The following is a 23,257-nucleotide window of genomic DNA, read 5'->3' as shown; positions in this document are numbered from 1 at the left end:
TCAGGCTGCCTGGGCAGCCTTGATGGCTTCCATGACGCGGTCGGTGACCTCGTCGATGGGGCCGATGCCATCCACCTGGGTGAGGATGCCGCGTTCGGCGTACTTCGCCACCACGGCTTCGGTCTGCTCGTGGTAGAGGTCAAGGCGGTGGCGGATGACGGCTTCGTTGTCGTCGCTCCGGCCCGTTTCCTTGGCCCGGCCGAGCAGGCGGTGGACCAGTTCCTCATCGTCGGCAGTGAGCTGCAGGACGACGTCGAGCTTTTCCTCACCCTTGGCGAGGATCTCGTCCAGGTAGTCCACCTGGGCGGTGGTGCGGGGGTAGCCGTCCAGCAGGAAGCCGGTTTCGACGTCGGACTCGCTGAGCCGGTCCCGCACCATCTTGTTGGTGACGCTGTCCGGAACGAAGTCGCCGTTGTCCATGTACTTCTTGGCCTCGATGCCAAGCGGCGTCTCGCCCTTCACGTTGGCGCGGAAGATGTCGCCGGTGGAGATCGCCACAACGCCGAGGCGCTCTGAAATCCGCTCCGCCTGCGTTCCTTTTCCGGAACCGGGAGGTCCAATAATCAGCATTCTCGTCATCGCAAAAGCCCTTCGTAGTGACGTTGTTGTAGCTGCGCATCAATCTGCTTGACGGTCTCCAGGCCAACGCCCACCATGATCAGGATCGAGGTGCCACCGAACGGGAAGTTCTGGTTTGCGTTGATCAGCACCAGTGCAACCAGCGGGATCAGCGCCACGAAGCCCAGGTACAGGGCTCCGGGGAGGGTGATCCTGGAGAGCACGTACTGCAGATAGTCAGCGGTCGGCTTGCCCGCGCGGATACCCGGGATGAAGCCGCCGTACTTCTTCATGTTGTCCGAGACCTCTTCAGGGTTGAAGGTGATCGCGACATAGAAGTAGGTAAAGAACACGATCATGGCAAAGTACAGCACCATATAGATCGGCTGGTCGCCGCGGACCAGGTTGTTGTTGATCCATTCGACCCACGGCTGGAGCTGCTCGCCCTGCCTGGGCTGGTTGAACTGCGCAATCAGGCCCGGGAGGTAGAGCATTGAGGAAGCGAAGATCACCGGGATAACACCGGCCATGTTCACCTTGATGGGGATGTAGGTGCTGGTGCCGCCCACGGTGCGGCGGCCAATCATCCGCTTGGCGTACTGCACCGGAACCCTGCGCTGCGACTGCTCAACGAAGACAACCAGTGCCACGGTGAGCAGGCCGACCGCGAGGACAATGAAGAAGGTTCCGGGACCCTGCGAGCTCCAGATGGCGCCCAGGGAGGTGGGGAACGTGGCGGCGATGGACGTGAAGATGAGCAGGGACATACCGTTGCCCACGCCCTTCTCCGTCACGAGCTCGCCCATCCACATGATCAAGCCGGTGCCGGCCGTCAGGGTGATGATGAGCAGGATGGTGGTGATAACGCTGCTGTCAGGAATGATCGGCAGGTTACAGCCCGGCAGCAGCTGCCCGGAACGGGCAAGCGATACCAGGGTGGTGGCGTTGAGCAGGCCCAGTGCAATGGTGAGGTAGCGGGTGTACTGGGTCAGTTTGGACTGCCCCGAAGCGCCCTCTTCGTAGAGCTGCTGGAACCGGGGAATGACCACCCGGAGCAGCTGGACGATGATGCTGGCCGTGATGTACGGCATGATGCCCAGCGCGAAGATGGACACCTGGAGCAACGCGCCGCCGCTGAACAGGTTAACGAGCTGGTACAGCCCCTCTGCCGTCTGACCGTTCTGCAAGCATTGCTGGACATTCTGGTAGTTCACACCAGGCGAGGGAATGAAAGCACCCAAGCGGAAAATGGTGATGATTCCCAGCGTGAACAACAACTTGCGTCGCAGATCAGGCGTGCGAAAGGCCCGGCCAAATGCGCTAAGCAAGCGTCCTCCTGTGGTGTGAATAAGAGTGGTGTGATGGGGATCTATAAATCCCGACAACCGAGTCTAACGGGTGTATGCGCCCTGCGAACAATCCGCGGTGGCGCCGCTGCGCCGGATGGCGGCGAAAAAACGGCGGGCGGATGGAAAAACTCCCGGTCCCGGGGCGGTAGCCCCAGGACCGGGAGTTCAACAACGGGCTTGGCGCCCACCGGCTCTAGAGAGCGGTGGTGCTTCCGCCTGCTGCGGCAATCTTCTCAGCGGCGCTGGCCGAGAATGCGTGGGCGGTGACGTCTACCTTGACGGTGATGTCGCCGGTGCCCAGCACCTTGACGGGCTGGTTCTTGCGAACGGCACCCTTTTCGACCAGGTTCTCCACGGTGACTGCGCCACCTTCGGGGAACAGCTCGTTGAGCTTGTCCAGGTTTACAACCTGGAACTCAACCCGGAACGGGTTCTTGAAGCCGCGCAGCTTCGGCAGGCGCATGTGCAGCGGCAGCTGGCCGCCGGCAAAGCCAGCCTTGATCTGGTAGCGGGCTGCAGTACCCTTCGTGCCACGGCCAGCGGTCTTACCCTTGGATGCTTCACCACGACCAACACGGGTCTTGGCGGTCTTGGCACCCGGGGCGGGACGCAGGTGGTGAACCTTCAGGGCGTTCTGCTTCTCAGCAGCCTGTGCCTTGTCAGCAGTTTTCTTCTCTGCCATTTACTTCGCCTCCTCTACCTTTACCAGGTGCGGAACCGTGTTGAGCATTCCCACGGTCACGGCATCAGCGGTGCGGACAACGGTCTGTCCGATACGCTTCAGGCCGAGGGACCGCAGGGTGTCGCGCTGGTTCTGCTTGCCGCCAATGGCGGACTTGATCTGAGTGATCTCCAACTGGACGTCGGAGGGAACCAGGTTCTTAGCCATAACTAGGCACCTGCCTTCGGGTTCAGGAGTGCCTTCACCAGAGCCGCCGGAGCGATCTCGTCGAGGGGCAGGCCGCGGCGTGCTGCCACTGCTGCCGGCTCTTCGAGGCGCTTCAGGGCATCAACGGTCGCGTGAACGATGTTGATGGCGTTCGAGGAACCGAGCGACTTGGAGAGGATGTCGTGGATGCCCACGCACTCCAGTACTGCACGGACCGGGCCACCGGCGATAACACCGGTACCGGCGGATGCCGGACGCAGCATTACGACGCCGGCAGCAGCCTCACCCTGAACGCGGTGCGGGATGGTGCTGCCAACGCGGGGAACGCGGAAGAAGGACTTCTTAGCTTCTTCAACGCCCTTCGCGATTGCGGCAGGAACTTCCTTAGCCTTGCCGTAGCCAACGCCGACCATGCCGTTACCGTCACCGACGACGACCAGGGCGGTGAAGCTGAAGCGACGACCACCCTTGACCACCTTGGAAACGCGGTTGATGGTGACGACGCGCTCTACGAACTGGCTCTTCTCGGCTTCACGGCCGCCGTCGCGGCCGCCACGGCCACCACGGTCGCCGCGGCCCTGGCCACGGTCGCCACGCTCGCCGCGACGAGCGCCGCCACGGCGGTCGTCGGCAGCTGCGGGGGCAGTGGTCTCAGCGGCAGCTGTGGCTTCAGTAGCCTTCTGATCTGCAGACACAGTGTCCTTTTCCTTGTTTGCTTCCGTCACAGTGACAGCCCACCTTCACGTGCACCGTCAGCGACGGCGGCGATCCGGCCGTGGTACTTGTTACCACCGCGGTCGAAGACAACGGCTTCGATACCGGCAGCCTTGGCACGCTCGGCAACCAGTTCGCCAACGCGCTTGGCCTTGGCGGTCTTGTCACCGTCGAATGCACGAAGGTCGGCTTCCAGAGTGGAGGCGCTCGCTACGGTCAGGCCCTTGGTGTCATCGACAACCTGGACGAATACGTGGCGTGCGGAACGGTTGACGACCAGACGCGGACGTACAGCCGTACCGGAGATGCGCTTACGGATACGAAGCTGGCGGCGGCTGCGCGAAGCAGACTTGCTCTTGTTCGTACGCTTCTTGTTAATTGAGATGGCCATGGTTACTTACCAGCCTTTCCGACCTTGCGGCGGATGACTTCGCCGGCGTAACGGATGCCCTTGCCCTTGTAGGGGTCCGGCTTCCGCAGCTTGCGAATGTTGGCAGCAACCTCGCCGACCTGCTGCTTGTTGATACCTGAAACAGAGAGCTTGGTCGGGGTCTCAACTGCAAAGGTGATGCCGTCCGGGGCGGTGACGCTGACCGGGTGGCTGTAACCAAGAGCGAACTCCAGGTCGGATCCCTTGGCCTGAACGCGGTAACCGGTACCGACGATTTCAAGCTTCTTCTCGTAGCCCTTGGTGACGCCCTCGATCATGTTGGAGATCAGGGTGCGGGTCAGGCCGTGGAGTGAACGGGAGGCGCGCTCGTCGTTCGGGCGGGCGACAGTCAGGGTGTCTGCATCCAGGGTGACCTCGATCGGGCTGGCCACAGTGTGGTTCAGCTCGCCCTTGGTGCCCTTGACGCTGACGACAGAGCCGTCAACCTTGACCTCAACGCCGGCAGGAACGGTGATGGGGAGACGTCCAATACGTGACATTATTCTCTTCCTTTCCCGTTACCAGACGTACGCGAGGACTTCGCCGCCCACGCCCTTCTTGCCGGCCTGCTTATCAGTCAGGAGGCCGGAAGAGGTGGACAGGATTGCGACACCCAGGCCACCGAGCACGTGCGGCAGGTTGGTGGACTTTGCGTAAACACGCAGGCCCGGCTTGGAGATACGGCGAACACCAGCGATTGAACGCTCGCGGTTCGGTCCGAACTTGAGCTCGATGGTCAGCTTCTTGCCAACCTCAGCGTCCTCTTCCTTCCAGCCGGCAATGAAGCCTTCAGCCTTGAGGATGTCGGCAACGCGTGCCTTGAGCTTGCTGTACGGCATGGTCACGGTGTCGTGGTATGCCGAGTTTGCATTGCGCAGACGCGTAAGCATGTCTGCGACAGGATCTGTCATTGTCATGGTGGGCTCGTGCCCTTCCTCGTAACGGTTTCCGCGGTGCTGCTTTCCTGACCGGAGTCAGAAGCCATGCCGCCGGACCTTTTACGTAGTTAGATTAGTCTTCGGCCTTGAACGGGAAACCAAGCGCCTTGAGCAGCGCGCGGCCTTCGTCATCGGTCTTGGCAGTGGTAACAACCGTGATGTCCATACCGCGGACGCGGTCGATCTTGTCCTGGTCGATTTCGTGGAACATAACCTGCTCGGTCAGACCGAAGGTGTAGTTGCCGTTGCCATCGAACTGCTTGCCGGAGAGTCCGCGGAAGTCGCGGATACGGGGCAGTGCCAGGGTGACAAGACGATCCAGGAATTCCCACATGCGGTCGCCACGCAGGGTAGCGTGTGCACCGATGGGCATGCCTTCGCGCAGCTTGAACTGTGCGATCGACTTGCGGGCCTTGGTTACCTGCGGCTTCTGGCCGGTGATCTGGGTGAGGTCGCGGACAGCGCCGTCGATCAGCTTGGAGTCCTTGGCGGCGTCTCCAACACCCATGTTCACAACGACCTTCACGAGGCGGGGAACCTGGTTGACGTTCTGGTACTTGAATTCCTCAATGAGCGTGCTCTTGATGGATTCTGCGTACTTGGTCTTCAGACGAGGAACGATCTTCGTTGCCGGAGTCTCGAGAGTCTCAGTCATTAGATGTCCTTCCCTGAGCTCTTGGCCACGCGGATGCGGACTTCGCGCTGCTTGCCGTTACGCTCAACGGTTTCAGTGCGGAAGCCAACGCGGGTGGGCTTCTTGGTGGACGGGTCAACCAGGGCCACGTTGGAGATGTGGATCGGGGCTTCAACAACCTCGATGCCACCGGTCTTGGTGCCGCGCTGCGACTGACCGACCTTCGTGTGCTTGGTTACGCGGTTGACGCCTTCAACCAACACGCGGTTGGTGTCGGTGAACACGCGCAGGACCTTGCCCTGCTTGCCGCGGTCGCCGCCGCGCTCAGCCTTGGCACCAGTGATGACCTGAACGAGGTCACCCTTCTTGATCTTAGAAGCCATGGACTAGAGCACCTCCGGAGCCAGAGAAACGATCTTCATGAACTTCTTGTCACGGAGTTCACGACCAACCGGTCCGAAGATACGGGTACCGCGGGGGTCACCGTCGCCCTTCAGGATCACAGCTGCGTTCTCGTCAAACTTGATGTAGGAACCATCCGCACGGCGGCGTTCCTTCTTGGTACGGACGATGACTGCCTTGACAACATCGCCCTTCTTTACGTTGCCGCCCGGGATTGCATCCTTGACGGTGGCGACAATGACGTCACCGATGCCTGCGTAGCGACGGCCAGATCCACCGAGAACGCGAATGGTAAGGATTTCCTTAGCACCCGTGTTGTCGGCGACCTTGAGTCGCGACTCCTGCTGAATCACTATTTACTCCTTGCGTCGCGCCGGTTCTCAGACCGAAAATCTTCCTACGGAATGAGCCTTGCGGAACGGTTGATCGGGGTGTCTCTTGACCTGCCTGGATTTTGCCAGACCAGGCCTAAACTCCCGTGCCAGAAGCAGTTGCTCCCATCCGGTCCAGGACCAGTCCTGGGCGCAAGGGGGCACTATGCCGGGGCACGCTTGTTTACGAGGTTGATGACGGCGCACGAAAGGCGCCATACAAACTCAATATCCTAGCACAGTTCGGGCCAGTCCCCATATCACCGGCGGCGCTCCCCCGCAACACCGCCAGCCCCCTCTCACTCCCTGCACCTTTTGGGCAAACCATCTCTCACTCCCGCTGGCCGCTCGCAGGAGAGTGAAAGAGCGTTCAGGAAAAGCCGACGGTAGGTGAGAGAGCGATCGGGAAATGCCGACGTTAAGTGAGAGAGCGTCGGGGGGCGGACGACGGCGTCACGCACGGCAGCCTTTCGGCGCACCACAGGGGACGCTCCCCCGCAAAGAAGCGGCGCCGCCGTCGTGCGCTCCCCGGAAAAGTGCCCGGCGTGACGGCCCCAGGACGGCACCCCGACGAAGCACTCCCCCGGTTAACGCGGAAACCCCCGCTCCCAAAGGGAACAGGGGTTTCCGGATACCGAAGCAGCAGGTGCTACTTGGCCTTCTCGAGGATTTCCACGAGCCGCCAGTTCTTGGTGGCGGACAGCGGGCGGGTCTCAGCGATGACAACCAGGTCGCCGATGCCGGCGGTGTTGTTCTCATCGTGTGCCTTGACCTTGGAGGTACGGCGGATGACCTTGCCGTACAGGGCGTGCTTCACGCGGTCCTCAACCTGGACAACGATGGTCTTTTCCATCTTGTCAGAGACCACGTAGCCGCGACGCGTCTTGCGGTAACCGCGCTGCTCAGCCGTGGCTGCGGTAGCAGTTTCCGTCACGTTCTCGTCCTTTTCACTCACTTGGCATCCTCCTCGGTCTCAACCGTTTCAGCCTTGGGGGCCTCAGCCTTGGGGGCCTTCTTGGTTGCTGCCTTCTTGGACTTCTTTTCTTCCTTGGCTTCCACAACCGGTGCGGCAACCTCGGCACGAATGCCCAGCTCGCGCTCACGGAGAACGGTGTAGATGCGGGCGATGTCCTTCTTTACCGCGCGCAGCCGACCGTGGTTCTCCAGCTGTCCGGTGGCGGACTGGAAACGCAGGTTGAACAGCTCTTCCTTGGCCTTGCGGAGTTCTTCAACGAGACGCTCGTTGTCGAAACCGTCCAGCTGTGCGGGAGCCAGATCCTTGGATCCTACTGCCATTTCTATTCACCACCTTCGCGACGCAGAATGCGTGCCTTCAACGGGAGCTTGTGGATTGCCAGGCGCAGTGCCTCGCGGGCTACCGATTCCTCGACACCGGAGATCTCGAAGAGAACCCGGCCCGGCTTGACGTTTGCGACCCACCATTCCGGTGAACCCTTACCGGAACCCATGCGGGTTTCGGCAGGCTTCTTGGTCAGGGGACGGTCCGGGTAGATGTTGATCCAGACCTTACCGCCACGCTTGATGTGGCGGGTCATCGCAATACGGGCAGACTCGATCTGACGGTTGGTGACGTATGCCGGGCTCAGGGCCTGGATGCCGTACTCACCGAAGGAGACCTTGGTGCCGCCCGTAGCAGCGCCGGAACGACCCGGGTGGTGCTGCTTACGGTGCTTGACTCGACGTGGGATAAGCATTTAAGCCTGTCCTCCTTCTACAGCTGCAGCAGGTGCAGCCTCAGCTGCCGGAGCCTCTGCAGCAGGAGCTGCGTCGGCGGCCGGGCGGTCGTTACGACGGCGGCGGTCACCACGGTCAGCGCCACCCGGGCGGCCCGGACGGTCGCCGGAGCGTCCGCGGGACGGGGCGGAAGCGGCCTGCTGGGCCAGTTCCTTGGCGGTGACGTCACCCTTGTAGATCCAGACCTTCACACCGATGCGGCCGAAGGTGGTCTTGGCTTCGTAGAAGCCGTAGTCGATGTTCGCACGGAGGGTGTGCAGGGGCACACGGCCTTCGCGGTAGAACTCCGAGCGGGACATTTCAGCGCCACCCAGTCGACCCGAGCAGGCGATACGGATGCCCTTGGCACCTGCACGCTGCGCGGACTGCATGGCCTTCTTCATCGCACGGCGGAATGCCACACGTGAAGTCAGCTGCTCAGCAACGCCCTGGGCAACAAGCTGTGCCTCCATCTCGGGGTTCTTGACCTCGAGGATGTTCAGCTGGACCTGCTTGCCGGTGAGCTTTTCGAGCTCGCCGCGGATGCGGTCTGCTTCTGCTCCGCGGCGGCCGATGACGATGCCGGGACGGGCCGTGTGGATGTCCACGCGGACGCGGTCACGGGTGCGCTCGATCTCAACCTTGGCGATACCGGCGCGCTCCATGCCCGTGGACATGAGCTGGCGGATGCGGATGTCTTCGCGAACGAAGTCCTTGTACCGCTGGCCGGCCTTGGTGCTGTCAGCGAACCAGTGCGATACGTGATCGGTGGTGATGCCGAGTCGGAACCCGTGCGGGTTTACTTTCTGTCCCACTTAGCGAGCCTCCTCTTTCTCCGGGGTAGCGACTACCACGGTGATGTGGCTGGTGCGCTTCTTGATCTGAAATGCGCGACCCTGGGCACGCGGCTGGAACCGCTTCATGGTCGGGCCTTCATCAACAAACGCTTCGCTGATGATGAGGTCACCTTCGTCAAACGCAACGCCGTCACGGTCCGCGAGGACCCGGGCGTTGGAGATTGCCGACTGTACTACCTTGAATACCGGCTCTGAAGCTGCCTGGGGGGCAAACTTCAGAATTGCCAGAGCCTCATTCGCTTGCAATCCACGAACAAGGTTGACGACGCGCCGGGCCTTCATAGGCGTTACGCGGATGTGGCGCGCAATTGCCTTGGCTTCCATTGCTTTCCTTCTCTCGTCTTTGACGTAAGTGCAGGCGCCTAGCGGCGCTTGCCCTTACGGTCGTCCTTGACATGGCCGCGGAATGTCCGCGTGGGAGCGAATTCGCCGAGCTTGTGCCCGACCATCGACTCAGTGACAAACACCGGGATGTGCTTGCGTCCGTCGTGTACGGCGATCGTGTGTCCGAGCATGTCGGGGATGATCATCGAACGGCGGGACCAGGTCTTGATGACGTTCTTGGTGCCCTTTTCGTTTTCCCTGGCTACCTTCACAAAGAGGTGCTGGTCGACGAAAGGACCTTTTTTCAGGCTGCGTGGCATGTGTCCAGGCTCCTATCGCTTGTTCTTGCCAGTACGACGGCGACGAACAATAAGCTTGTCGCTCTCTTTGTTGGGGCGGCGGGTGCGGCCTTCCCGCTGACCGTTGGGGTTGACGGGGTTACGTCCACCGGACGTCTTACCCTCACCACCACCGTGCGGGTGGTCAACCGGGTTCATGGCGACACCACGGACGGTCGGGCGGACGCCCTTCCAGCGCATGCGGCCGGCCTTGCCCCAGTTGATGTTCGACTGCTCGGCGTTGCCGACCTCGCCGACGGTTGCGCGGCAGCGCACGTCAACGTTGCGGATTTCGCCGGAAGGCAGACGCAGCTGGGCGAAACGGCCTTCCTTTGCAACGAGCTGGATCGATGCGCCGGCGGAGCGGCCCATCTTGGCGCCGCCACCCGGACGCAGTTCAACTGCGTGGATAACGGTACCCACGGGGATGTTACGCAGGGGCAGGTTGTTGCCAGGCTTGATGTCAGCGTTGGCGCCGGCCTCTACGAAGTCACCCTGGGACAGCTTGTTCGGGGCGATGATGTAACGCTTGGTGCCATCAACGTAGTGCAGGAGGGCGATGCGAGCCGTACGGTTCGGATCGTACTCAATTTCAGCAACGCGGGCGTCCACGCCGTCCTTGTCGTGACGACGGAAGTCGATCAGACGGTACTGGCGCTTGTGTCCGCCACCCTTGTGACGGGTGGTGATCTTACCGGTGTTGTTACGGCCGCCCTTTTTGGGCAGCGGACGTACCAACGACTTTTCCGGCGTCGACCGCGTGATTTCGGTGAAGTCCGCTACGCTCGAGCCACGACGGCCCGGGGTAGTCGGCTTGTATTTACGGATTCCCATAATTTATTTCCTCGTTAAAGTGGTCTCCGCTACGAGAGCGGACCGCCGAAGATGTCGATGGTGCCTTCTTTGAGGGTGACAATCGCACGCTTGGTGTTCTTGCGGGTACCCCATCCGAATTTGGTGCGCTTGCGCTTACCGGCACGGTTGATGGTGTTGATCGAGTCGACCTTGACGGAGAAGATTTTCTCCACGGCCAGCTTGATCTCGGTCTTGTTCGAACGGGGGTCCACCAGGAAGGTGTACTTGCCCTCGTCGATCAGGCCGTAGCTCTTTTCCGACACGACGGGTGCAAGCACGACGTCGCGGGGATCCTTGATGGTGGCTGCACTCACTTGGCATCCTCCTCATTCTTTGCCACTGCCTTGCCGGCAACGAATGCGTCGTAGGCAGCCTTGGTGAAGACAACGTCATCGGAGACGAGAACGTCGTAGGTGTTCAGCTGGTCTGCGTACAGAACGTGAACACCGGCGAGGTTGCGCACGGACAGTGCGGCAACATCGTTGGCGCGCTCGATGACGACCAGCAGGTTCTTGCGGTCGGAAACACCGCGCAGCGCTGCAAGTGCAGCCTTGGCGGAGGGCTTGGTGCCTTCTACCAGCTCGGCGACGACGTGGATACGGCCGTTGCGTGCCCGGTCAGACAGTGCACCGCGGAGGGCGGCAGCAATCATCTTCTTGGGGGTGCGCTGGCTGTAGTCACGCGGGGTGGGACCGTGGACAATGCCACCGCCGGTCATGTGCGGAGCACGGATGGAACCCTGACGGGCGCGGCCGGTGCCCTTCTGCTTGAACGGCTTGCGTCCTGCACCGGAAACTTCAGCGCGGGTCTTGGTCTTGTGGGTACCCTGGCGAGCAGCAGCGAGCTGGGCAACGACAACCTGGTGCAGCAGCGGCACGTTGGTCTGAACGTCGAAGATCTCTGCAGGCAGGTCAACCTGGACAGTGTTAGCCATTGAACTAGGCTCCCTTCACGGCGGTGCGTACGAGGACGACCTGGCCGCGGGCGCCGGGGACGGCACCCTTGATAAGGAGCAGCGACTTCTCGACGTCAACCCCGTGGACCGTGAGGTTCAGCGTGGTGTGACGAACGGCGCCCATGCGGCCGGCCATTTTCATGCCCTTGAAGACGCGGCTCGGGGTGGATGCGCCACCGATTGAACCGGGCTTACGGTGGTTCTTGTGGGCACCGTGGGAAGCTCCAACGCCGTGGAAGCCGTGACGCTTCATAACACCGGCGAAGCCCTTACCCTTGGTGGTGCCGATGACGTCGATCTTCTGGCCGGCTTCGAAGACCTCTACGGAGAGCTCCTGGCCCAGCTCGTACTCAGCAGCATCTGCGGTACGGAGTTCGACGACGTGGCGGCGAGGCGTGACGCCTGCCTTTTCAAAGTGACCAGCCAACGGCTTGGTGACCTTGCGGGGATCGATCTGGCCGTAGCCGATCTGAACGGCGACGTAGCCATCAGCTTCTGCGTTGCGCAGCTGGGTGATGACGTTCGAATCTGCCTGGACCACAGTGACGGGGATGAGCTTGTTGTTCTCGTCCCAGACCTGGGTCATGCCGAGCTTCGTGCCCAGCAGGCCCTTTACGTTACGGGTTGCGGTCATAGTCTCTCAGCACCTCCCTACAGCTTGATTTCGATGTTCACGTCAGCCGGCAGGTCGAGACGCATGAGCGAGTCAACAGCCTTCGGCGTGGGATCGATGATGTCGATAAGACGCTTGTGCGTGCGCATTTCAAAGTGCTCGCGGCTGTCCTTGTACTTGTGCGGAGAGCGGATCACGCAGTACACGTTCTTCTCCGTCGGCAGCGGCACGGGGCCCACTACCGTTGCGCCTGCGCGCGTGACCGTCTCAACGATCTTCCGTGCTGAAACGTCAATGACCTCGTGGTCGTATGACTTCAGCCGGATGCGGATTTTTTGTCCCGCCATGTCGCCTGACTCTCTTTCAGTCTGTGCTTCCCCTGGTTAGGGCTGCCCTGTTCATTTCTCGTTGTATGGCTGCCGAAGCATTTGAAGTCGTAACTACCACCCGCCGCACAAACTGAATCCGGATGAATCCGGGTTCCTCACCTTGCCGGCGCAACCGACCCCCGCGGTCGGGCGTGTCGCGCTTTTCACGCATACAAATCCGCTATCCATGGGGAGTGGGTTATGTTTGGTCTTCCACTTGGACCCTGACACCCGGCATTATCCGGATCGGGACACGAAGAAGCGCTTGAACAACTCATCTAGTATGCCGGAATTTATGACCAGAAGCGAATCCGTCCCGTCAGGAGCGTCCTGCCCGGTGCCCCTGGCAGGAACATTGCCCACGGACATTTCCGAATGGATGATAGGGGAATGACTCTGGAAAGCACTGAATCGGCGACCCAACTGGCGAACCGCATGCCGCCGTCGTTCACCCTGGGGGTTGCGGCAGCGGCCTTCCAGATTGAGGGTGCACTGACCGACGGCGGCCGCGGCCCCTCTGGCTGGGACGCCTTCGCCGAGAAGCCCGGGGCCATTATGGACGGTCACTCCCCCGCCGTGGCGTGCGACCACTACAACAGGTTGCCGGAGGACGTTGCGCTGCTCCAGGACCTTGGCGTGGACTCCTACCGGTTTTCGCTGTCCTGGCCGCGGATCCAGCCCGACGGGCGGGGGGCGTTCAACAAGGAGGGCCTGGACTTTTACGACCGGCTGCTCGATCAGCTCCTCGCTGCCGGGGTCTCCCCCATGGCCACTCTCTACCATTGGGACACGCCGCTGCCGCTGGAACACCGCGGCGGCTGGCTGAACCGCGAGACCGCCGAACGCTTTGGGGACTACGCCAGTGCGGCCGGCGAGCGTTTCGGGGACCGCGTGGCGCAGTGGGTCACGCTGAATGAACCGGTATCCGTGACACTGAACGGCTATGCCCTCGGCGTCCACGCCCCCGGCCATGCGCTGATGTTCGATGCCCTCCCCTCCATCCACCACCAGTTGCTGGCCCACGGGCTGGGTGCGCAGGCCCTGCGCGCTGCCGGGGTGTCAGGCGGCATCGGCGTCACCAACCTCCATGCCCCCGTCCGGCCGGCAAGCCGAAAGATCGGCGACCGGCTGGTGGCGCACCTCTACGACCTGCTCATGAACAGGATCTACGCGGATCCAGTGCTCCTGGGCCGCTACCCTTCGCTCCCCCTGTACGCCAAACCCTGGCTTCGGTCCATCGGGAAAATTTCCGACGCCGACCTGCGCACCATCCACCAGCCCCTGGACTTCTACGGCCTCAACTACTACTTCCCGGTGAAGGTGGCGCTCGGCAAGGGGTCGGCGTCCATACCCGCGGACGTGCATAAAGCGGTGGCAAGGCTGCCGTTCCATGAGGTGGGCTATCCGGAATACAGCAGCACCGGGTTCGGGTGGCCGGTGGCCCCGGACCATCTGGGCGTCCTGCTGAAGGAACTTCACGACCGCTACGGCGATGCCCTCCCCCCGGTATACATCACCGAGGGCGGTGCCAGCTTCCCGGAACCGGACACCGTCTCGGGAACTTTGGCGGACGAGGAACGGGTAACGTACCTGGCGACGCACCTGGGCGCTGCCCTCGACGCAACAGCCCCCGGCGGGATCGCCGCCGGCGTGGACCTGCGCGGCTACTATGTGTGGACCCTGATGGACAACTTCGAATGGGCGGCAGGCTACTCCCAAAGATTCGGGTTGGTCCATGTCGACTTTGAGACGCAGGAAAGAACCCCAAAAAAGTCCTTCTACTGGTACCAGGCACTCAGCCGGGCACGGAAAGCCAAGGGCGCGTAGCCGAGGTGTCCCTGCCTGCCGCGGTAGCGGCTAAAGGTTCTTGTTTGCCCGGTTGATCCGCTTGGCGCGGTCAATTTCGTTGCGGAAGTGCTTCTTGGCCCAGAACACGCCGGCGACGACGGCAACTGCGATGATCAGAAAAATAAGCCAGCCCATGATGAACTCCTTTCGGTCCAGCAACAGTATCAGGGACGCGTTAACCAAAAAGAACAGCCCCGCTGCAATAGCAGCGGGGCTGTTCTTCAGTTCACCAATAATTACTTGATGATCTTGGTAACGCGTCCTGAACCAACGGTGCGGCCGCCTTCGCGGATTGCGAAGCCGAGGCCCTCTTCCATTGCGATCGGCTGGATGAGCGCAACGGTCATCTCAGTGTTGTCGCCAGGCATAACCATTTCCGTGCCCTCGGGCAGGGTGATAACGCCGGTTACGTCCGTGGTACGGAAGTAGAACTGCGGGCGGTAGTTGGAGTAGAACGGGTTGTGACGTCCGCCTTCGTCCTTGGAGAGGATGTAGACGTTGGCCTCGAAGTCGGTGTGCGGGGTGATGGAACCCGGCTTGACGACAACCTGGCCACGCTCGACATCGTCGCGCTTCAGACCGCGGAGCAGGAGGCCACAGTTCTCGCCGGCCCATGCTTCGTCGAGCTGCTTGTGGAACATCTCGATACCGGTAACCGTGGTCTTCTGGACCGGGCGGATGCCGACGATCTCGACCTCGGAGTTGATGGCGAGGGTTCCACGCTCGGCGCGGCCCGTAACAACGGTGCCACGGCCGGTGATGGTGAAGACGTCCTCGATCGGCATCAGGAACGGCTTGTCGCGGTCGCGTACGGGGTCCGGAACGGACTCGTCAACAGCGGCCATCAGGTCCTCAACGGACTTGACCCACTCGGGGTCGCCTTCCAGGGCCTTGAGGCCGGAAACGCGAACCACGGGTGCTTCGTCACCATCGAAGCCCTGCGAGCTCAGGAGCTCACGAACTTCCATTTCAACGAGGTCCAGCAGTTCCTCATCGTCAACCATGTCGGCCTTGTTCAGCGCGACCAGCAGGTAGGGAACACCAACCTGGCGGGCGAGCAGAACGTGCTCGCGGGTCTGAGCCATGGGGCCGTCAGTAGCGGCGACCACGAGGATAGCGCCGTCCATCTGGGCAGCACCGGTGATCATGTTCTTGATGTAGTCAGCGTGACCCGGGGCGTCTACGTGTGCGTAGTGGCGCTTTTCGGTCTGGTACTCCACGTGGGAGATGTTGATGGTAATGCCACGCTGACGCTCTTCGGGAGCAGAGTCGATCGACGCGAAGTCGCGCTTCTCGTTGAGATCCGGGTACTTGTCGTACAGCACCTTGGAAATGGCGGCCGTCAACGTCGTCTTACCGTGGTCAACGTGACCAATGGTGCCGATGTTAACGTGCGGCTTAGTCCGCTCGAACTTTGCCTTTGCCACAGGTTCCTCCTAGAACGTTTTCAAATGACATACCCTTCAGCCGCGCTTGTCGCGGCGGAAACTCAGGTAAGTCTACTTGGGGGGCTTTGGATTGGTGAAATTGCAGATTCAGGAACTAATACTAGTCCCTCGAGCCTGTTCGTGCAGATGGCCGGAACCGGCTTGGCCGGACGAATCCGACCGGCCCCGGCCACCTGCACCGGCTGTGCTTTCCTGGATCGAAAAGCGCACCCGAGGTTGTTCGCTGCGAAAGTCCGGGGACTATTCGCCGCGGGTCTTCTGGATGATCTCGTCGGCAACTGCCTTCGGGACCTCGGCGTAGCTGTTGAACGTCATGGAGTACACAGCGCGGCCCTGGGTCTTGGAGCGCAGGTCACCGATGTAGCCGAACATGCCGGACAGCGGAACGTGCGCACGGATGACCTTGACGCCCTGTGCATCTTCCATGGACTGCATCTGGCCACGGCGGGAGTTGAGGTCACCGATAACTTCACCCATGTATTCCTCAGGGGTGCGGACCTCGACATCCATCAGCGGTTCGAGCAGAACCGGGTTCGCCTTGCGTGCGGCTTCCTTGAAAGCCATACGGCCGGCGATCTTGAACGCCATTTCCGAGGAGTCAACATCGTGGTAGGCGCCGTCAACCAGCGTCGCCTTGATGCCGACAACCGGGTAACCGGCCAGGACGCCGTCGTTCAGCGCATCCTGGATACCAGCGTCAACCGACGGGATGTACTCGCGGGGAACGCGGCCACCGGTGACCTTGTTCTCGAACTCGTACAGCTCGCCATCGGCCGTGTCCAGCGGCTCGATCGCAATCTGGATCTTTGCGAACTGGCCCGAACCACCGGTCTGCTTCTTGTGCGTGTAGTCGTGGCGTTCGACGGCGCGCTTGATGGTTTCGCGGTAAGCAACCTGGGGCTTGCCCACGTTTGCTTCGACCTTGAATTCGCGGCGCATGCGGTCCACCAGGATGTCCAGGTGGAGCTCGCCCATGCCGGCGATGATGGTCTGGCCGGTGTCTTCGTTGAGGGACACCTGGAAGGTGGGGTCCTCAGCGGAGAGCTTCTGGATGGCGGTGGAGAGCTTCTCCTGGTCACCCTTGGTGTTCGGCTCGATGGCAACCGAGATCACGGGCTCCGGGAAGCTCATGGACTCGAGGACGATCTGGTTGGCTGAGTCGCACAGGGTGTCGCCCGTGGTGGTGTCCTTCAGTCCGATGGCTGCGTAGATGTGGCCGGCGGTAGCGCCTTCAACAGGCATTTCCTTGTTGGCGTGCATCTGGAACAGCTTGCCGATGCGCTCCTTCTTGCCCTTGGTGGAGTTGACCACCTGGGCGCCTGCTTCCACGTGACCGGAGTACACGCGGATGAAGGTGAGCTGGCCGAAGAACGGGTGCGCAGCAATCTTGAAGGCCAGTGCGGAGAACGGCTCTTCGGAGGACGGCTTGCGGGTCAGTTCCTTCTCTTCGTCGCGAGGATCGTGGCCGACCATCGGGGGGACGTCGAGCGGGTTCGGCAGGTAGTCGACGACTGCATCGAGCATCGGCTGAACGCCACGGTTCTTGAACGCGGAGCCGCAGAAGATCGGGTAGAGCTCGGAGTTGATCGTCATCTTGCGGATGCCGGCCTTGAGCTCGTCGATCGAGATCTCTTCGCCTTCGAGGTACTTCTCCATGAGTTCCTCGGAGGACTCTGCAACGGTCTCAACGAGCGTTGCGCGGTACTCCTCGGCCTTTTCCTGGAGGTCGGCCGGGATCTCGCGGATCTCGTACTTGGCACCCATGGTCACGTCGCCCTTGGCGTCGCCGGGCCATACGAGGGCACGCATGTAGAGCAGGTCCACGACGCCGATGAAGTCGTTCTCGGCACCGATCGGCAGCTGCATGACGAGCGGCTTGGCGCCCAGGCGGCTGATGATGGTGTCTACGGTGAAGTAGAAGTCAGCGCCCAGCTTGTCCATCTTGTTGACGAAGCAGATACGCGGGACGTTGTACTTGTCAGCCTGGCGCCAGACGGTCTCGGACTGAGGCTCAACGCCTTCCTTGCCATCGAAGACGGCGACGGCACCGTCGAGGACGCGCAGGGAGCGCTCAACCTCAACGGTGAAGTCAACGTGGCCGGGGGTGTCGATGATGTTGATCTGGTTGTTTTCCCAGAAGCAGGTCACGGCGGCAGACGTGATGGTGATGCCGCGTTCCTTTTCCTGTTCCATCCAGTCAGTGGTCGAAGCGCCGTCGTGCGTTTCGCCGATCTTGTGGTTCACACCCGTGTAGAAGAGGATGCGCTCGGTGGTGGTGGTCTTGCCGGCATCAATGTGGGCCATGATGCCGATGTTGCGGACCTTACTAAGGTCGGTAAGCACGTCCTGTGCCACGGGGTCTCCTTTTGGGATTGACTACGCGTTCGCCGCCGGCTCGGTTGAGCCGGCGGCGCCCGGGAGTATTACCAGCGGTAGTGTGCGAAGGCCTTGTTGGACTCGGCCATCTTGTGGGTGTCTTCGCGACGCTTCACAGCGGCACCGAGACCGTTGGATGCATCCAGGATTTCGTTCTGGAGGCGCTCGGTCATCGTCTTCTCGCGGCGGGCCTTTGAGTAGCCAACCAGCCAGCGCAGTGCGAGGGCGGTGGAGCGGCCCGGCTTGACCTCAACCGGAACCTGGTAGGTGGCGCCACCGACGCGGCGTGAGCGGACCTCAAGGGAAGGCTTGACGTTGTCCATGGCCTTCTTGAGGGCTGCTACGGGGTCGCCGCCGGACTTGGCGCGGGCGCCTTCGAGGGCACCGTAGACGATGCGCTCTGCCGTGGACTTCTTGCCGTCAACGAGCACCTTGTTGATGAGCTGGGTAACCAGCGGGGAGCCGTAAACGGGATCTAGTACGAGCGGCCGCTTGGGGGCCGGACCCTTGCGAGGCATATTACTTCTTCTCCATCTTTGCGCCGTAGCGGCTGCGTGCCTGCTTACGGTTCTTGACACCCTGGGTATCGAGGGCGCCACGGACGATCTTGTAGCGGACACCCGGAAGGTCCTTCACACGACCACCGCGGACGAGCACAATGGAGTGCTCCTGCAGGTTGTGGCCAACACCGGGGATGTAGGCGGTTACTTCCACGCCGCCGTTGAGGCGTACACGTGCCACCTTACGCAGAGCCGAGTTCGGCTTCTTCGGGGTGGTGGTGTAGACGCGGGTGCAAACACCGCGGCGCATGGGGCTGCCCTTAAGCGCGGGAGCCTTGGTCTTTGAGACCTTAGGCGTGCGGCCCTTGCGGACCAGCTGGTTAATCGTAGGCACTCTCGTGTTCTCCGTTTTATCCGGAGTGGCCGCTTCCGGCCACTCTCCTTTGCGTTGCCCCGCCGCCTGGGCCTTGAAGAAGATCTCCAAGGCGGCGAAGGCGAAGCCTTAATAGTCGGATCGCATACGCAGGGAATGACCTGACTTGCGTCTTCAACGGTCCCTAGGCATGCAAAAATGTGGCATACGTTGCACAAGAACCCTGCAAACCGGAAACGTCGCTCTGGTTCAGCCCTAAGGCTGGTACCGGCGCACTCATCCACTGCCACAATAACAATTGGTAACAAGTCTAGCATGGACGGGCTCCACGCCTTAATCGGCGGTTTAAACGGGGATGGTCCCCCACCTTGCGGTGAAGGACCATCCCATGGCTGCAACTGCCTTTAGCGGAAGTCGTTGCCCAGGTCGTAGTCATCCAGCGGGATGGCGTGGAACTCGGGAGCTCCATCCCCACCCAGGGTGTCGTACGAGAAGTCACTGAACGCGCTGGGGCCGGTGAACAGGTTGGCCTTTGCTTCCTCAGTGGGCTCGACGGTGACCTCGGTGTAGCGCGGGAGGCCCGTGCCGGCCGGGATCAGCTTACCGATGATGACGTTCTCCTTGAGGCCGAGCAGCGGGTCGCTCTTGCCTTCCATGGCCGCCTGCGTCAGGACGCGGGTGGTCTCCTGGAAGGAAGCTGCGGACAGCCAGGACTCGGTTGCCAGGGACGCCTTGGTGATGCCCATGAGCTCGGGACGTCCGGAAGCCGGAGTCTTGCCCTCGGACACAACGCGGCGGTTGGCATCCTCGAAACGGCTGCGCTCGGCGAGCTCGCCGGGCAGCAGGTCCGATTCACCGGACTCGATGACCGTGACACGGCGCAGCATCTGGCGGACGATAACCTCGACGTGCTTGTCGTGGATACCGATGCCCTGGCTGCGGTACACGCCCTGGACTTCGTCCACCAGGAACTTCTGTGCCGCACGCGGACCCATGATGCGCAGGACCTGCTTGGGATCCACCGGGCCGTTGATCAGCTTCTGGCCGACGGTGACGTGGTCGCCATCCTCGATCAGCAGGCGTGAACGGCGCAGCACCGGGTAGGCGATCTCTTCGGTTCCGTCATCGGGAGTGATGACCAGGCGCATCTGGCGCTCGGACTCTTCGATGGTGATGCGGCCGGCTGCTTCAGCAATCGGTGCGACACCCTTCGGAGTACGGGCTTCGAAGAGCTCCTGGATACGGGGCAGACCCTGGGTGATGTCGTCGCCACCGCTGGCGGAGACGGCACCACCGGTGTGGAACGTACGCATGGTCAGCTGGGTACCGGGCTCACCGATGGACTGTGCGGCGATGATGCCGACGGCCTCGCCGATGTCCACGGTCTTGCCGGTGGCCAGTGAACGGCCGTAGCACAGTGCGCAGGTTCCAACGCTGGACTCACAAGTGAGTACGGAGCGGACCTTGACCTCGGTGATGCCTGCCTTGAACAGCTCATCGATCACCACGTCACCGCAGTCAGTGCCGGCGGCTGCGAGGACCTTGCCCTCGGAGTCCACGACGTCGACGGCGAGCGTACGTGCGTAGGCACTGTTCTCGACGTTCTCGTCCAGAACCAGCTCACCGTTGGAGTCGGCGACGGCGATGGGCGTGACCAGGCCACGCTCGGTGCCGCAGTCCTCTTCGCGGACGATGACATCCTGGGAGACGTCCACCAGGCGGCGGGTCAGGTAACCCGAGTTGGCGGTACGCAGTGCGGTGTCAGCCAGACCCTTACGGGCACCGTGCGTGGCGATGAAGTATTCCAGAACCGACAGGCCCTCGCGGTAGGAGGACTTGATGGGACGGGGAATAATTTCACCCTTCGGGTTGGCCACCAGGCCACGGATACCCGCGATCTGGCGGACCTGCATCCAGTTACCACGTGCACCGGAGGACACCATGCGGTTGATGGTGTTCATCGGGGACAGGCTGTCGCGCATTGCCTGGGCGATCTCGTTGGTTGCCTTGTTCCAGATCTCGATCAGTTCCTGGCGGCGCTCGTCGTCGTCGATCAGGCCCTTGTCGTACTGGCCCTGGATCTTGGCGGCGCGCTCCTCGTAGCCGGCGAGGATCTCCGGCTTGGCGGCCGGCACCTCGATGTCCGAGATAGCAACGGTGACGCCTGAACGGGTGGCCCAGTAGAAACCGGCATCCTTCAGGTTGTCCAGAGTTGCCGCGGTGACCACCTTCGGGTAGCGCTCGGCGAGGTCGTTGACGATGCGGGACAGTTCGCCCTTGTCGGCAACGGCTTCAACCCAGGGGTAGTCCTCAGGCAGGGTCTCGTTGAAGAGGACCTGGCCCAGGGAGGTCTGGACAAGTGCGGGCTGGCCCTGCTCCCAGCCTTCCGGAGCTTCCCAGCCTGCGTACGGCACGAAGCCTTCGAGGCGGATCTTGACCTGCGAGTTCAGGTGCAGCTCGCGGGCATCGAACGCCATGATGGCTTCCGACACAGAACCGAAGATGCGGCCTTCGCCAGCCGAACCCTTGCGCTTGGTGGTCAGGTGGTAGAGGCCGATGATCATATCCTGCGAGGGCAGGGTGACCGGACGTCCGTCAGAGGGCTTCAGGATGTTGTTGGAGGACAGCATCAGGATGCGGGCTTCAGCCTGGGCCTCGGGGCTCAGCGGCAGGTGGACTGCCATCTGGTCGCCGTCGAAGTCAGCGTTGAAGGCGCCACAAACCAGCGGGTGGAGCTGGATGGCCTTGCCTTCAACAAGCTGCGGCTCGAACGCCTGGATGCCGAGGCGGTGCAGGGTAGGTGCACGGTTGAGCAGCACCGGGTGTTCGGTGATGATCTCTTCCAGCACGTCCCAGACCTGCGGACGGTAGCGCTCGACCATGCGCTTGGCCGACTTGATGTTCTGGGCATGGTTGAGGTCAACCAGGCGCTTCATCACGAACGGCTTGAAGAGCTCCAGGGCCATCTGCTTGGGCAGGCCGCACTGGTGCAGCTTCAGCTGCGGGCCGACGACAATGACCGAACGGCCGGAGTAGTCGACGCGCTTGCCGAGGAGGTTCTGGCGGAAACGGCCCTGCTTGCCCTTGAGCATGTCGCTCAGGGACTTCAGCGGACGGTTGCCCGGTCCGGTGACCGGACGGCCGCGGCGGCCGTTGTCGAAGAGGCTGTCAACAGCTTCCTGAAGCATGCGCTTCTCGTTGTTGACGATGATCTCCGGAGCACCCAGGTCAAGCAGGCGCTTGAGGCGGTTGTTGCGGTTGATCACGCGGCGGTACAGGTCGTTGAGGTCGGAGGTCGCGAAGCGGCCACCGTCCAGCTGGACCATGGGGCGCAGTTCCGGCGGGATCACCGGGACGGCGTCGAGGACCATGCCAAGCGGGCTGTTGTTGGTGGTCAGGAACGCGTTGACCACCTTGAGGCGCTTGAGGGCGCGGGTCTTGCGCTGGCCCTTGCCGTTGGCAATGATGTCGCGCAGCAGGTCGGACTCGGCCTGCATGTCGAAGCTTTCAAGGCGCTTCTTGATGGCTTCGGCACCCATGGAGCCTTCGAAGTACATGCCGTAGCGGTCGCGCAGCTCGCGGTACAGTCCTTCGTCACCTTCGAGGTCGGCGACCTTCAGGTTCTTGAAGCGGTCCCAGACCTGCTCGAGGCGCTCGATGTCGGCATCGGCGCGCTTGCGCACGTTGGCCATCTGGCGGTCGGCGGAGTCGCGTGCCTTCTTCTTGTCGGCAGCCTTGGCGCCTTCGCCCTCGAGGCGGGCAATCTCGCCTTCGAGGTCGCGGGCGATCGCCGCGATGTCGGAGTCGCGGTTGTCGATCAGCTGCTTCTTCTCGATGTCGTGCTCAACCTGCAGGTTGGGCAGTTCCTCGTGGCGGGCGGCTTCGTCAACGCTGGTGATCATGTAGGCAGCGAAGTAGATGACCTTTTCGAGGTCCTTCGGTGCCAGGTCGAGGAGGTAGCCCAGACGGGAGGGAACACCCTTGAAGTACCAGATGTGCGTGACGGGTGCGGCCAGCTCGATGTGGCCCATGCGTTCGCGGCGGACCTTTGCGCGGGTGACTTCGACGCCACAACGCTCACAGATGATGCCCTTGAAGCGCACGCGCTTGTACTTGCCGCAGTAGCATTCCCAGTCCCGGGACGGGCCGAAGATCTTCTCGCAGAAGAGTCCGTCCTTCTCGGGCTTGAGTGTGCGGTAGTTGATGGTTTCCGGCTTCTTAACCTCGCCGTAAGACCAGCCACGGATGTCTTCCGCGGTGGCGAGGCCGATCTGCATGAGGCCGAAGGAGGATTCGCTGGACATATGGTCCCTGTTCTCTCTTGTTCTCTAAATTCTGAAGTCTTGGGTGCGGGATGAGGGAAGGGGCTACCGGGAAAGGACA

At 61.9% G+C, this 23,257-nt stretch carries 29 protein-coding genes; 1 reads left to right on the top strand and 28 read right to left on the bottom strand.

Features of this window, described 5'->3' with window-relative positions; all coding sequences use genetic code 11:
- The 22 genes from NFU08_RS08330 to rpsJ form a co-directional block, all read right to left on the bottom strand.
- Positions 1-570 carry an adenylate kinase gene (locus NFU08_RS08330; RefSeq protein ID WP_251422250.1) on the bottom strand — a complete coding sequence of 190 codons (570 nt, stop codon included), beginning with the start codon at positions 568-570 and terminating at the stop codon, positions 1-3.
- Positions 571-575: 5 nt separating this feature from the next.
- Positions 576-1,886, bottom strand: a complete 1,311-nt coding sequence (secY, locus tag NFU08_RS08325; protein WP_174176726.1) for a preprotein translocase subunit SecY — start codon at positions 1,884-1,886, stop codon at positions 576-578.
- Between the two features lie 214 nt (positions 1,887-2,100).
- Positions 2,101-2,589, bottom strand: a complete 489-nt coding sequence (rplO, locus tag NFU08_RS08320) for a 50S ribosomal protein L15 (RefSeq protein WP_174176728.1) — start codon at positions 2,587-2,589, stop codon at positions 2,101-2,103.
- Positions 2,590-2,796, bottom strand: a complete 207-nt coding sequence (rpmD, locus tag NFU08_RS08315; protein WP_174176730.1) for a 50S ribosomal protein L30 — start codon at positions 2,794-2,796, stop codon at positions 2,590-2,592. It abuts the gene before it with no gap.
- A gap of 2 nt (positions 2,797-2,798) precedes the next feature.
- Entirely contained in the window at positions 2,799-3,521 is a 723-nt protein-coding gene (gene rpsE / locus NFU08_RS08310; protein WP_174176732.1) for a 30S ribosomal protein S5, read from the bottom strand.
- On the bottom strand, positions 3,518-3,901 hold the full coding sequence (gene rplR / locus NFU08_RS08305; RefSeq protein WP_079596676.1) for a 50S ribosomal protein L18: 384 nt from the start codon (positions 3,899-3,901) through the stop codon (positions 3,518-3,520). The genes rpsE and rplR overlap by 4 nt, the downstream gene beginning before the upstream one ends.
- Positions 3,902-3,903: 2 nt before the next feature.
- The gene (rplF, locus tag NFU08_RS08300; RefSeq protein WP_104184331.1) at positions 3,904-4,440 is read right to left on the bottom strand and encodes a 50S ribosomal protein L6; all 537 of its coding nucleotides are present in this window, start codon (positions 4,438-4,440) and stop codon (positions 3,904-3,906) included.
- An 18-nt stretch (positions 4,441-4,458) separates the two neighbouring features.
- Entirely contained in the window at positions 4,459-4,857 is a 399-nt protein-coding gene (gene rpsH / locus NFU08_RS08295) for a 30S ribosomal protein S8 (RefSeq protein WP_041652213.1), read from the bottom strand.
- A 94-nt stretch (positions 4,858-4,951) separates the two neighbouring features.
- A complete protein-coding gene (gene rplE / locus NFU08_RS08290; RefSeq protein WP_102975105.1) occupies positions 4,952-5,533 on the bottom strand; it encodes a 50S ribosomal protein L5 in 582 nt (193 codons plus the stop codon).
- Complete coding sequence (rplX, locus tag NFU08_RS08285; RefSeq protein ID WP_102975106.1) at positions 5,533-5,895, bottom strand: 50S ribosomal protein L24; 363 nt, start codon at positions 5,893-5,895, stop codon at positions 5,533-5,535. The genes rplE and rplX overlap by 1 nt, the downstream gene beginning before the upstream one ends.
- A gap of 3 nt (positions 5,896-5,898) precedes the next feature.
- Positions 5,899-6,267 (bottom strand): 50S ribosomal protein L14, encoded by a 369-nt coding sequence (gene rplN / locus NFU08_RS08280; RefSeq protein WP_009358299.1) that lies wholly within the window; start codon positions 6,265-6,267, stop codon positions 5,899-5,901.
- A gap of 667 nt (positions 6,268-6,934) precedes the next feature.
- Positions 6,935-7,240 (bottom strand): 30S ribosomal protein S17, encoded by a 306-nt coding sequence (gene rpsQ, locus NFU08_RS08275; protein ID WP_013601827.1) that lies wholly within the window; start codon positions 7,238-7,240, stop codon positions 6,935-6,937.
- Positions 7,237-7,581: a 50S ribosomal protein L29 gene (gene rpmC, locus NFU08_RS20835; RefSeq protein WP_066277868.1), complete on the bottom strand. Its 345-nt coding sequence runs from the start codon at positions 7,579-7,581 to the stop codon at positions 7,237-7,239. Before rpmC ends, rpsQ begins: the two co-directional genes overlap by 4 nt.
- Before the next feature lie 2 nt (positions 7,582-7,583).
- Positions 7,584-8,000, bottom strand: coding sequence for a 50S ribosomal protein L16 (gene rplP / locus NFU08_RS08265; protein ID WP_013601829.1), 417 nt, complete (start codon positions 7,998-8,000; stop codon positions 7,584-7,586).
- The gene (rpsC, locus tag NFU08_RS08260) at positions 8,001-8,834 is read right to left on the bottom strand and encodes a 30S ribosomal protein S3 (protein ID WP_013601830.1); all 834 of its coding nucleotides are present in this window, start codon (positions 8,832-8,834) and stop codon (positions 8,001-8,003) included.
- Positions 8,835-9,200 carry a 50S ribosomal protein L22 gene (gene rplV, locus NFU08_RS08255; RefSeq protein ID WP_009358304.1) on the bottom strand — a complete coding sequence of 122 codons (366 nt, stop codon included), beginning with the start codon at positions 9,198-9,200 and terminating at the stop codon, positions 8,835-8,837. It abuts the gene before it with no gap.
- 38 nt (positions 9,201-9,238) lie between these two features.
- On the bottom strand, positions 9,239-9,520 hold the full coding sequence (gene rpsS, locus NFU08_RS08250; protein ID WP_003803803.1) for a 30S ribosomal protein S19: 282 nt from the start codon (positions 9,518-9,520) through the stop codon (positions 9,239-9,241).
- A 12-nt stretch (positions 9,521-9,532) separates the two neighbouring features.
- Positions 9,533-10,372 (bottom strand): 50S ribosomal protein L2, encoded by an 840-nt coding sequence (gene rplB, locus NFU08_RS08245; protein WP_066277871.1) that lies wholly within the window; start codon positions 10,370-10,372, stop codon positions 9,533-9,535.
- Between the two features lie 29 nt (positions 10,373-10,401).
- A complete protein-coding gene (rplW, locus tag NFU08_RS08240) occupies positions 10,402-10,707 on the bottom strand; it encodes a 50S ribosomal protein L23 (RefSeq protein WP_102975110.1) in 306 nt (101 codons plus the stop codon).
- Complete coding sequence (rplD, locus tag NFU08_RS08235) at positions 10,704-11,327, bottom strand: 50S ribosomal protein L4 (protein WP_174176734.1); 624 nt, start codon at positions 11,325-11,327, stop codon at positions 10,704-10,706. The genes rplW and rplD overlap by 4 nt, the downstream gene beginning before the upstream one ends.
- Positions 11,328-11,331: 4 nt before the next feature.
- The gene (rplC, locus tag NFU08_RS08230; RefSeq protein ID WP_251422143.1) at positions 11,332-11,982 is read right to left on the bottom strand and encodes a 50S ribosomal protein L3; all 651 of its coding nucleotides are present in this window, start codon (positions 11,980-11,982) and stop codon (positions 11,332-11,334) included.
- Positions 11,983-11,999: 17 nt separating this feature from the next.
- Positions 12,000-12,308, bottom strand: coding sequence for a 30S ribosomal protein S10 (gene rpsJ / locus NFU08_RS08225; protein ID WP_003803825.1), 309 nt, complete (start codon positions 12,306-12,308; stop codon positions 12,000-12,002).
- 411 nt (positions 12,309-12,719) lie between these two features.
- Between rpsJ and NFU08_RS08220 the strand changes: the two genes are divergently transcribed.
- Positions 12,720-14,156, top strand: coding sequence for a GH1 family beta-glucosidase (locus NFU08_RS08220; RefSeq protein WP_174176736.1), 1,437 nt, complete (start codon positions 12,720-12,722; stop codon positions 14,154-14,156).
- 30 nt (positions 14,157-14,186) lie between these two features.
- On the opposite strand, the gene NFU08_RS20830 is transcribed toward NFU08_RS08220, so the two are convergent.
- From NFU08_RS20830 to NFU08_RS08195, 6 genes are all read right to left on the bottom strand, one after another.
- On the bottom strand, positions 14,187-14,312 hold the full coding sequence (locus NFU08_RS20830; RefSeq protein ID WP_146072886.1) for a protein BatD: 126 nt from the start codon (positions 14,310-14,312) through the stop codon (positions 14,187-14,189).
- Between the two features lie 101 nt (positions 14,313-14,413).
- Positions 14,414-15,604 (bottom strand): elongation factor Tu, encoded by a 1,191-nt coding sequence (gene tuf / locus NFU08_RS08215; RefSeq protein WP_056334246.1) that lies wholly within the window; start codon positions 15,602-15,604, stop codon positions 14,414-14,416.
- Positions 15,605-15,865: 261 nt separating this feature from the next.
- Positions 15,866-17,980, bottom strand: a complete 2,115-nt coding sequence (gene fusA / locus NFU08_RS08210) for an elongation factor G (RefSeq protein WP_174176738.1) — start codon at positions 17,978-17,980, stop codon at positions 15,866-15,868.
- A 68-nt stretch (positions 17,981-18,048) separates the two neighbouring features.
- Positions 18,049-18,519, bottom strand: coding sequence for a 30S ribosomal protein S7 (rpsG, locus tag NFU08_RS08205; RefSeq protein ID WP_026531948.1), 471 nt, complete (start codon positions 18,517-18,519; stop codon positions 18,049-18,051).
- A gap of 1 nt (position 18,520) precedes the next feature.
- Positions 18,521-18,895 carry a 30S ribosomal protein S12 gene (gene rpsL, locus NFU08_RS08200; protein WP_009358312.1) on the bottom strand — a complete coding sequence of 125 codons (375 nt, stop codon included), beginning with the start codon at positions 18,893-18,895 and terminating at the stop codon, positions 18,521-18,523.
- A gap of 383 nt (positions 18,896-19,278) precedes the next feature.
- On the bottom strand, positions 19,279-23,178 hold the full coding sequence (locus NFU08_RS08195; protein ID WP_174176741.1) for a DNA-directed RNA polymerase subunit beta': 3,900 nt from the start codon (positions 23,176-23,178) through the stop codon (positions 19,279-19,281).
- Positions 23,179-23,257 lie beyond the last annotated feature (79 nt).

Source organism: Pseudarthrobacter sp. NCCP-2145, from assembly GCF_023708005.1.
Lineage (GTDB): Bacteria > Actinomycetota > Actinomycetes > Actinomycetales > Micrococcaceae > Arthrobacter > Arthrobacter oxydans.
The sequence above is the reverse complement of the archived record's forward strand: the minus strand, read 5'-3'. Positions and strand labels throughout refer to the sequence as shown.

Coding starts and splice junctions, on each gene's coding strand:
- NFU08_RS08330 (WP_251422250.1), bottom strand. CDS start 570: ATGCTGATTATTGGACCTCCCGGTTCCGGAAAAGGAACGCAGGCGGAG.
- rplO (WP_174176728.1), bottom strand. CDS start 2,589: ATGGCAGAGAAGAAAACTGCTGACAAGGCACAGGCTGCTGAGAAGCAG.
- rpmD (WP_174176730.1), bottom strand. CDS start 2,796: ATGGCTAAGAACCTGGTTCCCTCCGACGTCCAGTTGGAGATCACTCAG.
- rplR (WP_079596676.1), bottom strand. CDS start 3,901: ATGGCCATCTCAATTAACAAGAAGCGTACGAACAAGAGCAAGTCTGCT.
- rplF (WP_104184331.1), bottom strand. CDS start 4,440: ATGTCACGTATTGGACGTCTCCCCATCACCGTTCCTGCCGGCGTTGAG.
- rpsH (WP_041652213.1), bottom strand. CDS start 4,857: ATGACAATGACAGATCCTGTCGCAGACATGCTTACGCGTCTGCGCAAT.
- rplE (WP_102975105.1), bottom strand. CDS start 5,533: ATGACTGAGACTCTCGAGACTCCGGCAACGAAGATCGTTCCTCGTCTG.
- rplX (WP_102975106.1), bottom strand. CDS start 5,895: ATGGCTTCTAAGATCAAGAAGGGTGACCTCGTTCAGGTCATCACTGGT.
- rpmC (WP_066277868.1), bottom strand. CDS start 7,581: ATGGCAGTAGGATCCAAGGATCTGGCTCCCGCACAGCTGGACGGTTTC.
- rplP (WP_013601829.1), bottom strand. CDS start 8,000: ATGCTTATCCCACGTCGAGTCAAGCACCGTAAGCAGCACCACCCGGGT.
- rplV (WP_009358304.1), bottom strand. CDS start 9,200: ATGGAAGCCAAGGCAATTGCGCGCCACATCCGCGTAACGCCTATGAAG.
- rpsS (WP_003803803.1), bottom strand. CDS start 9,520: ATGCCACGCAGCCTGAAAAAAGGTCCTTTCGTCGACCAGCACCTCTTT.
- rplB (WP_066277871.1), bottom strand. CDS start 10,372: ATGGGAATCCGTAAATACAAGCCGACTACCCCGGGCCGTCGTGGCTCG.
- rplD (WP_174176734.1), bottom strand. CDS start 11,327: ATGGCTAACACTGTCCAGGTTGACCTGCCTGCAGAGATCTTCGACGTT.
- rplC (WP_251422143.1), bottom strand. CDS start 11,982: ATGACCGCAACCCGTAACGTAAAGGGCCTGCTGGGCACGAAGCTCGGC.
- rpsJ (WP_003803825.1), bottom strand. CDS start 12,308: ATGGCGGGACAAAAAATCCGCATCCGGCTGAAGTCATACGACCACGAG.
- NFU08_RS08220 (WP_174176736.1), top strand. CDS start 12,720: ATGACTCTGGAAAGCACTGAATCGGCGACCCAACTGGCGAACCGCATG.
- NFU08_RS20830 (WP_146072886.1), bottom strand. CDS start 14,312: ATGGGCTGGCTTATTTTTCTGATCATCGCAGTTGCCGTCGTCGCCGGC.
- rpsG (WP_026531948.1), bottom strand. CDS start 18,519: ATGCCTCGCAAGGGTCCGGCCCCCAAGCGGCCGCTCGTACTAGATCCC.
- NFU08_RS08195 (WP_174176741.1), bottom strand. CDS start 23,178: ATGTCCAGCGAATCCTCCTTCGGCCTCATGCAGATCGGCCTCGCCACC.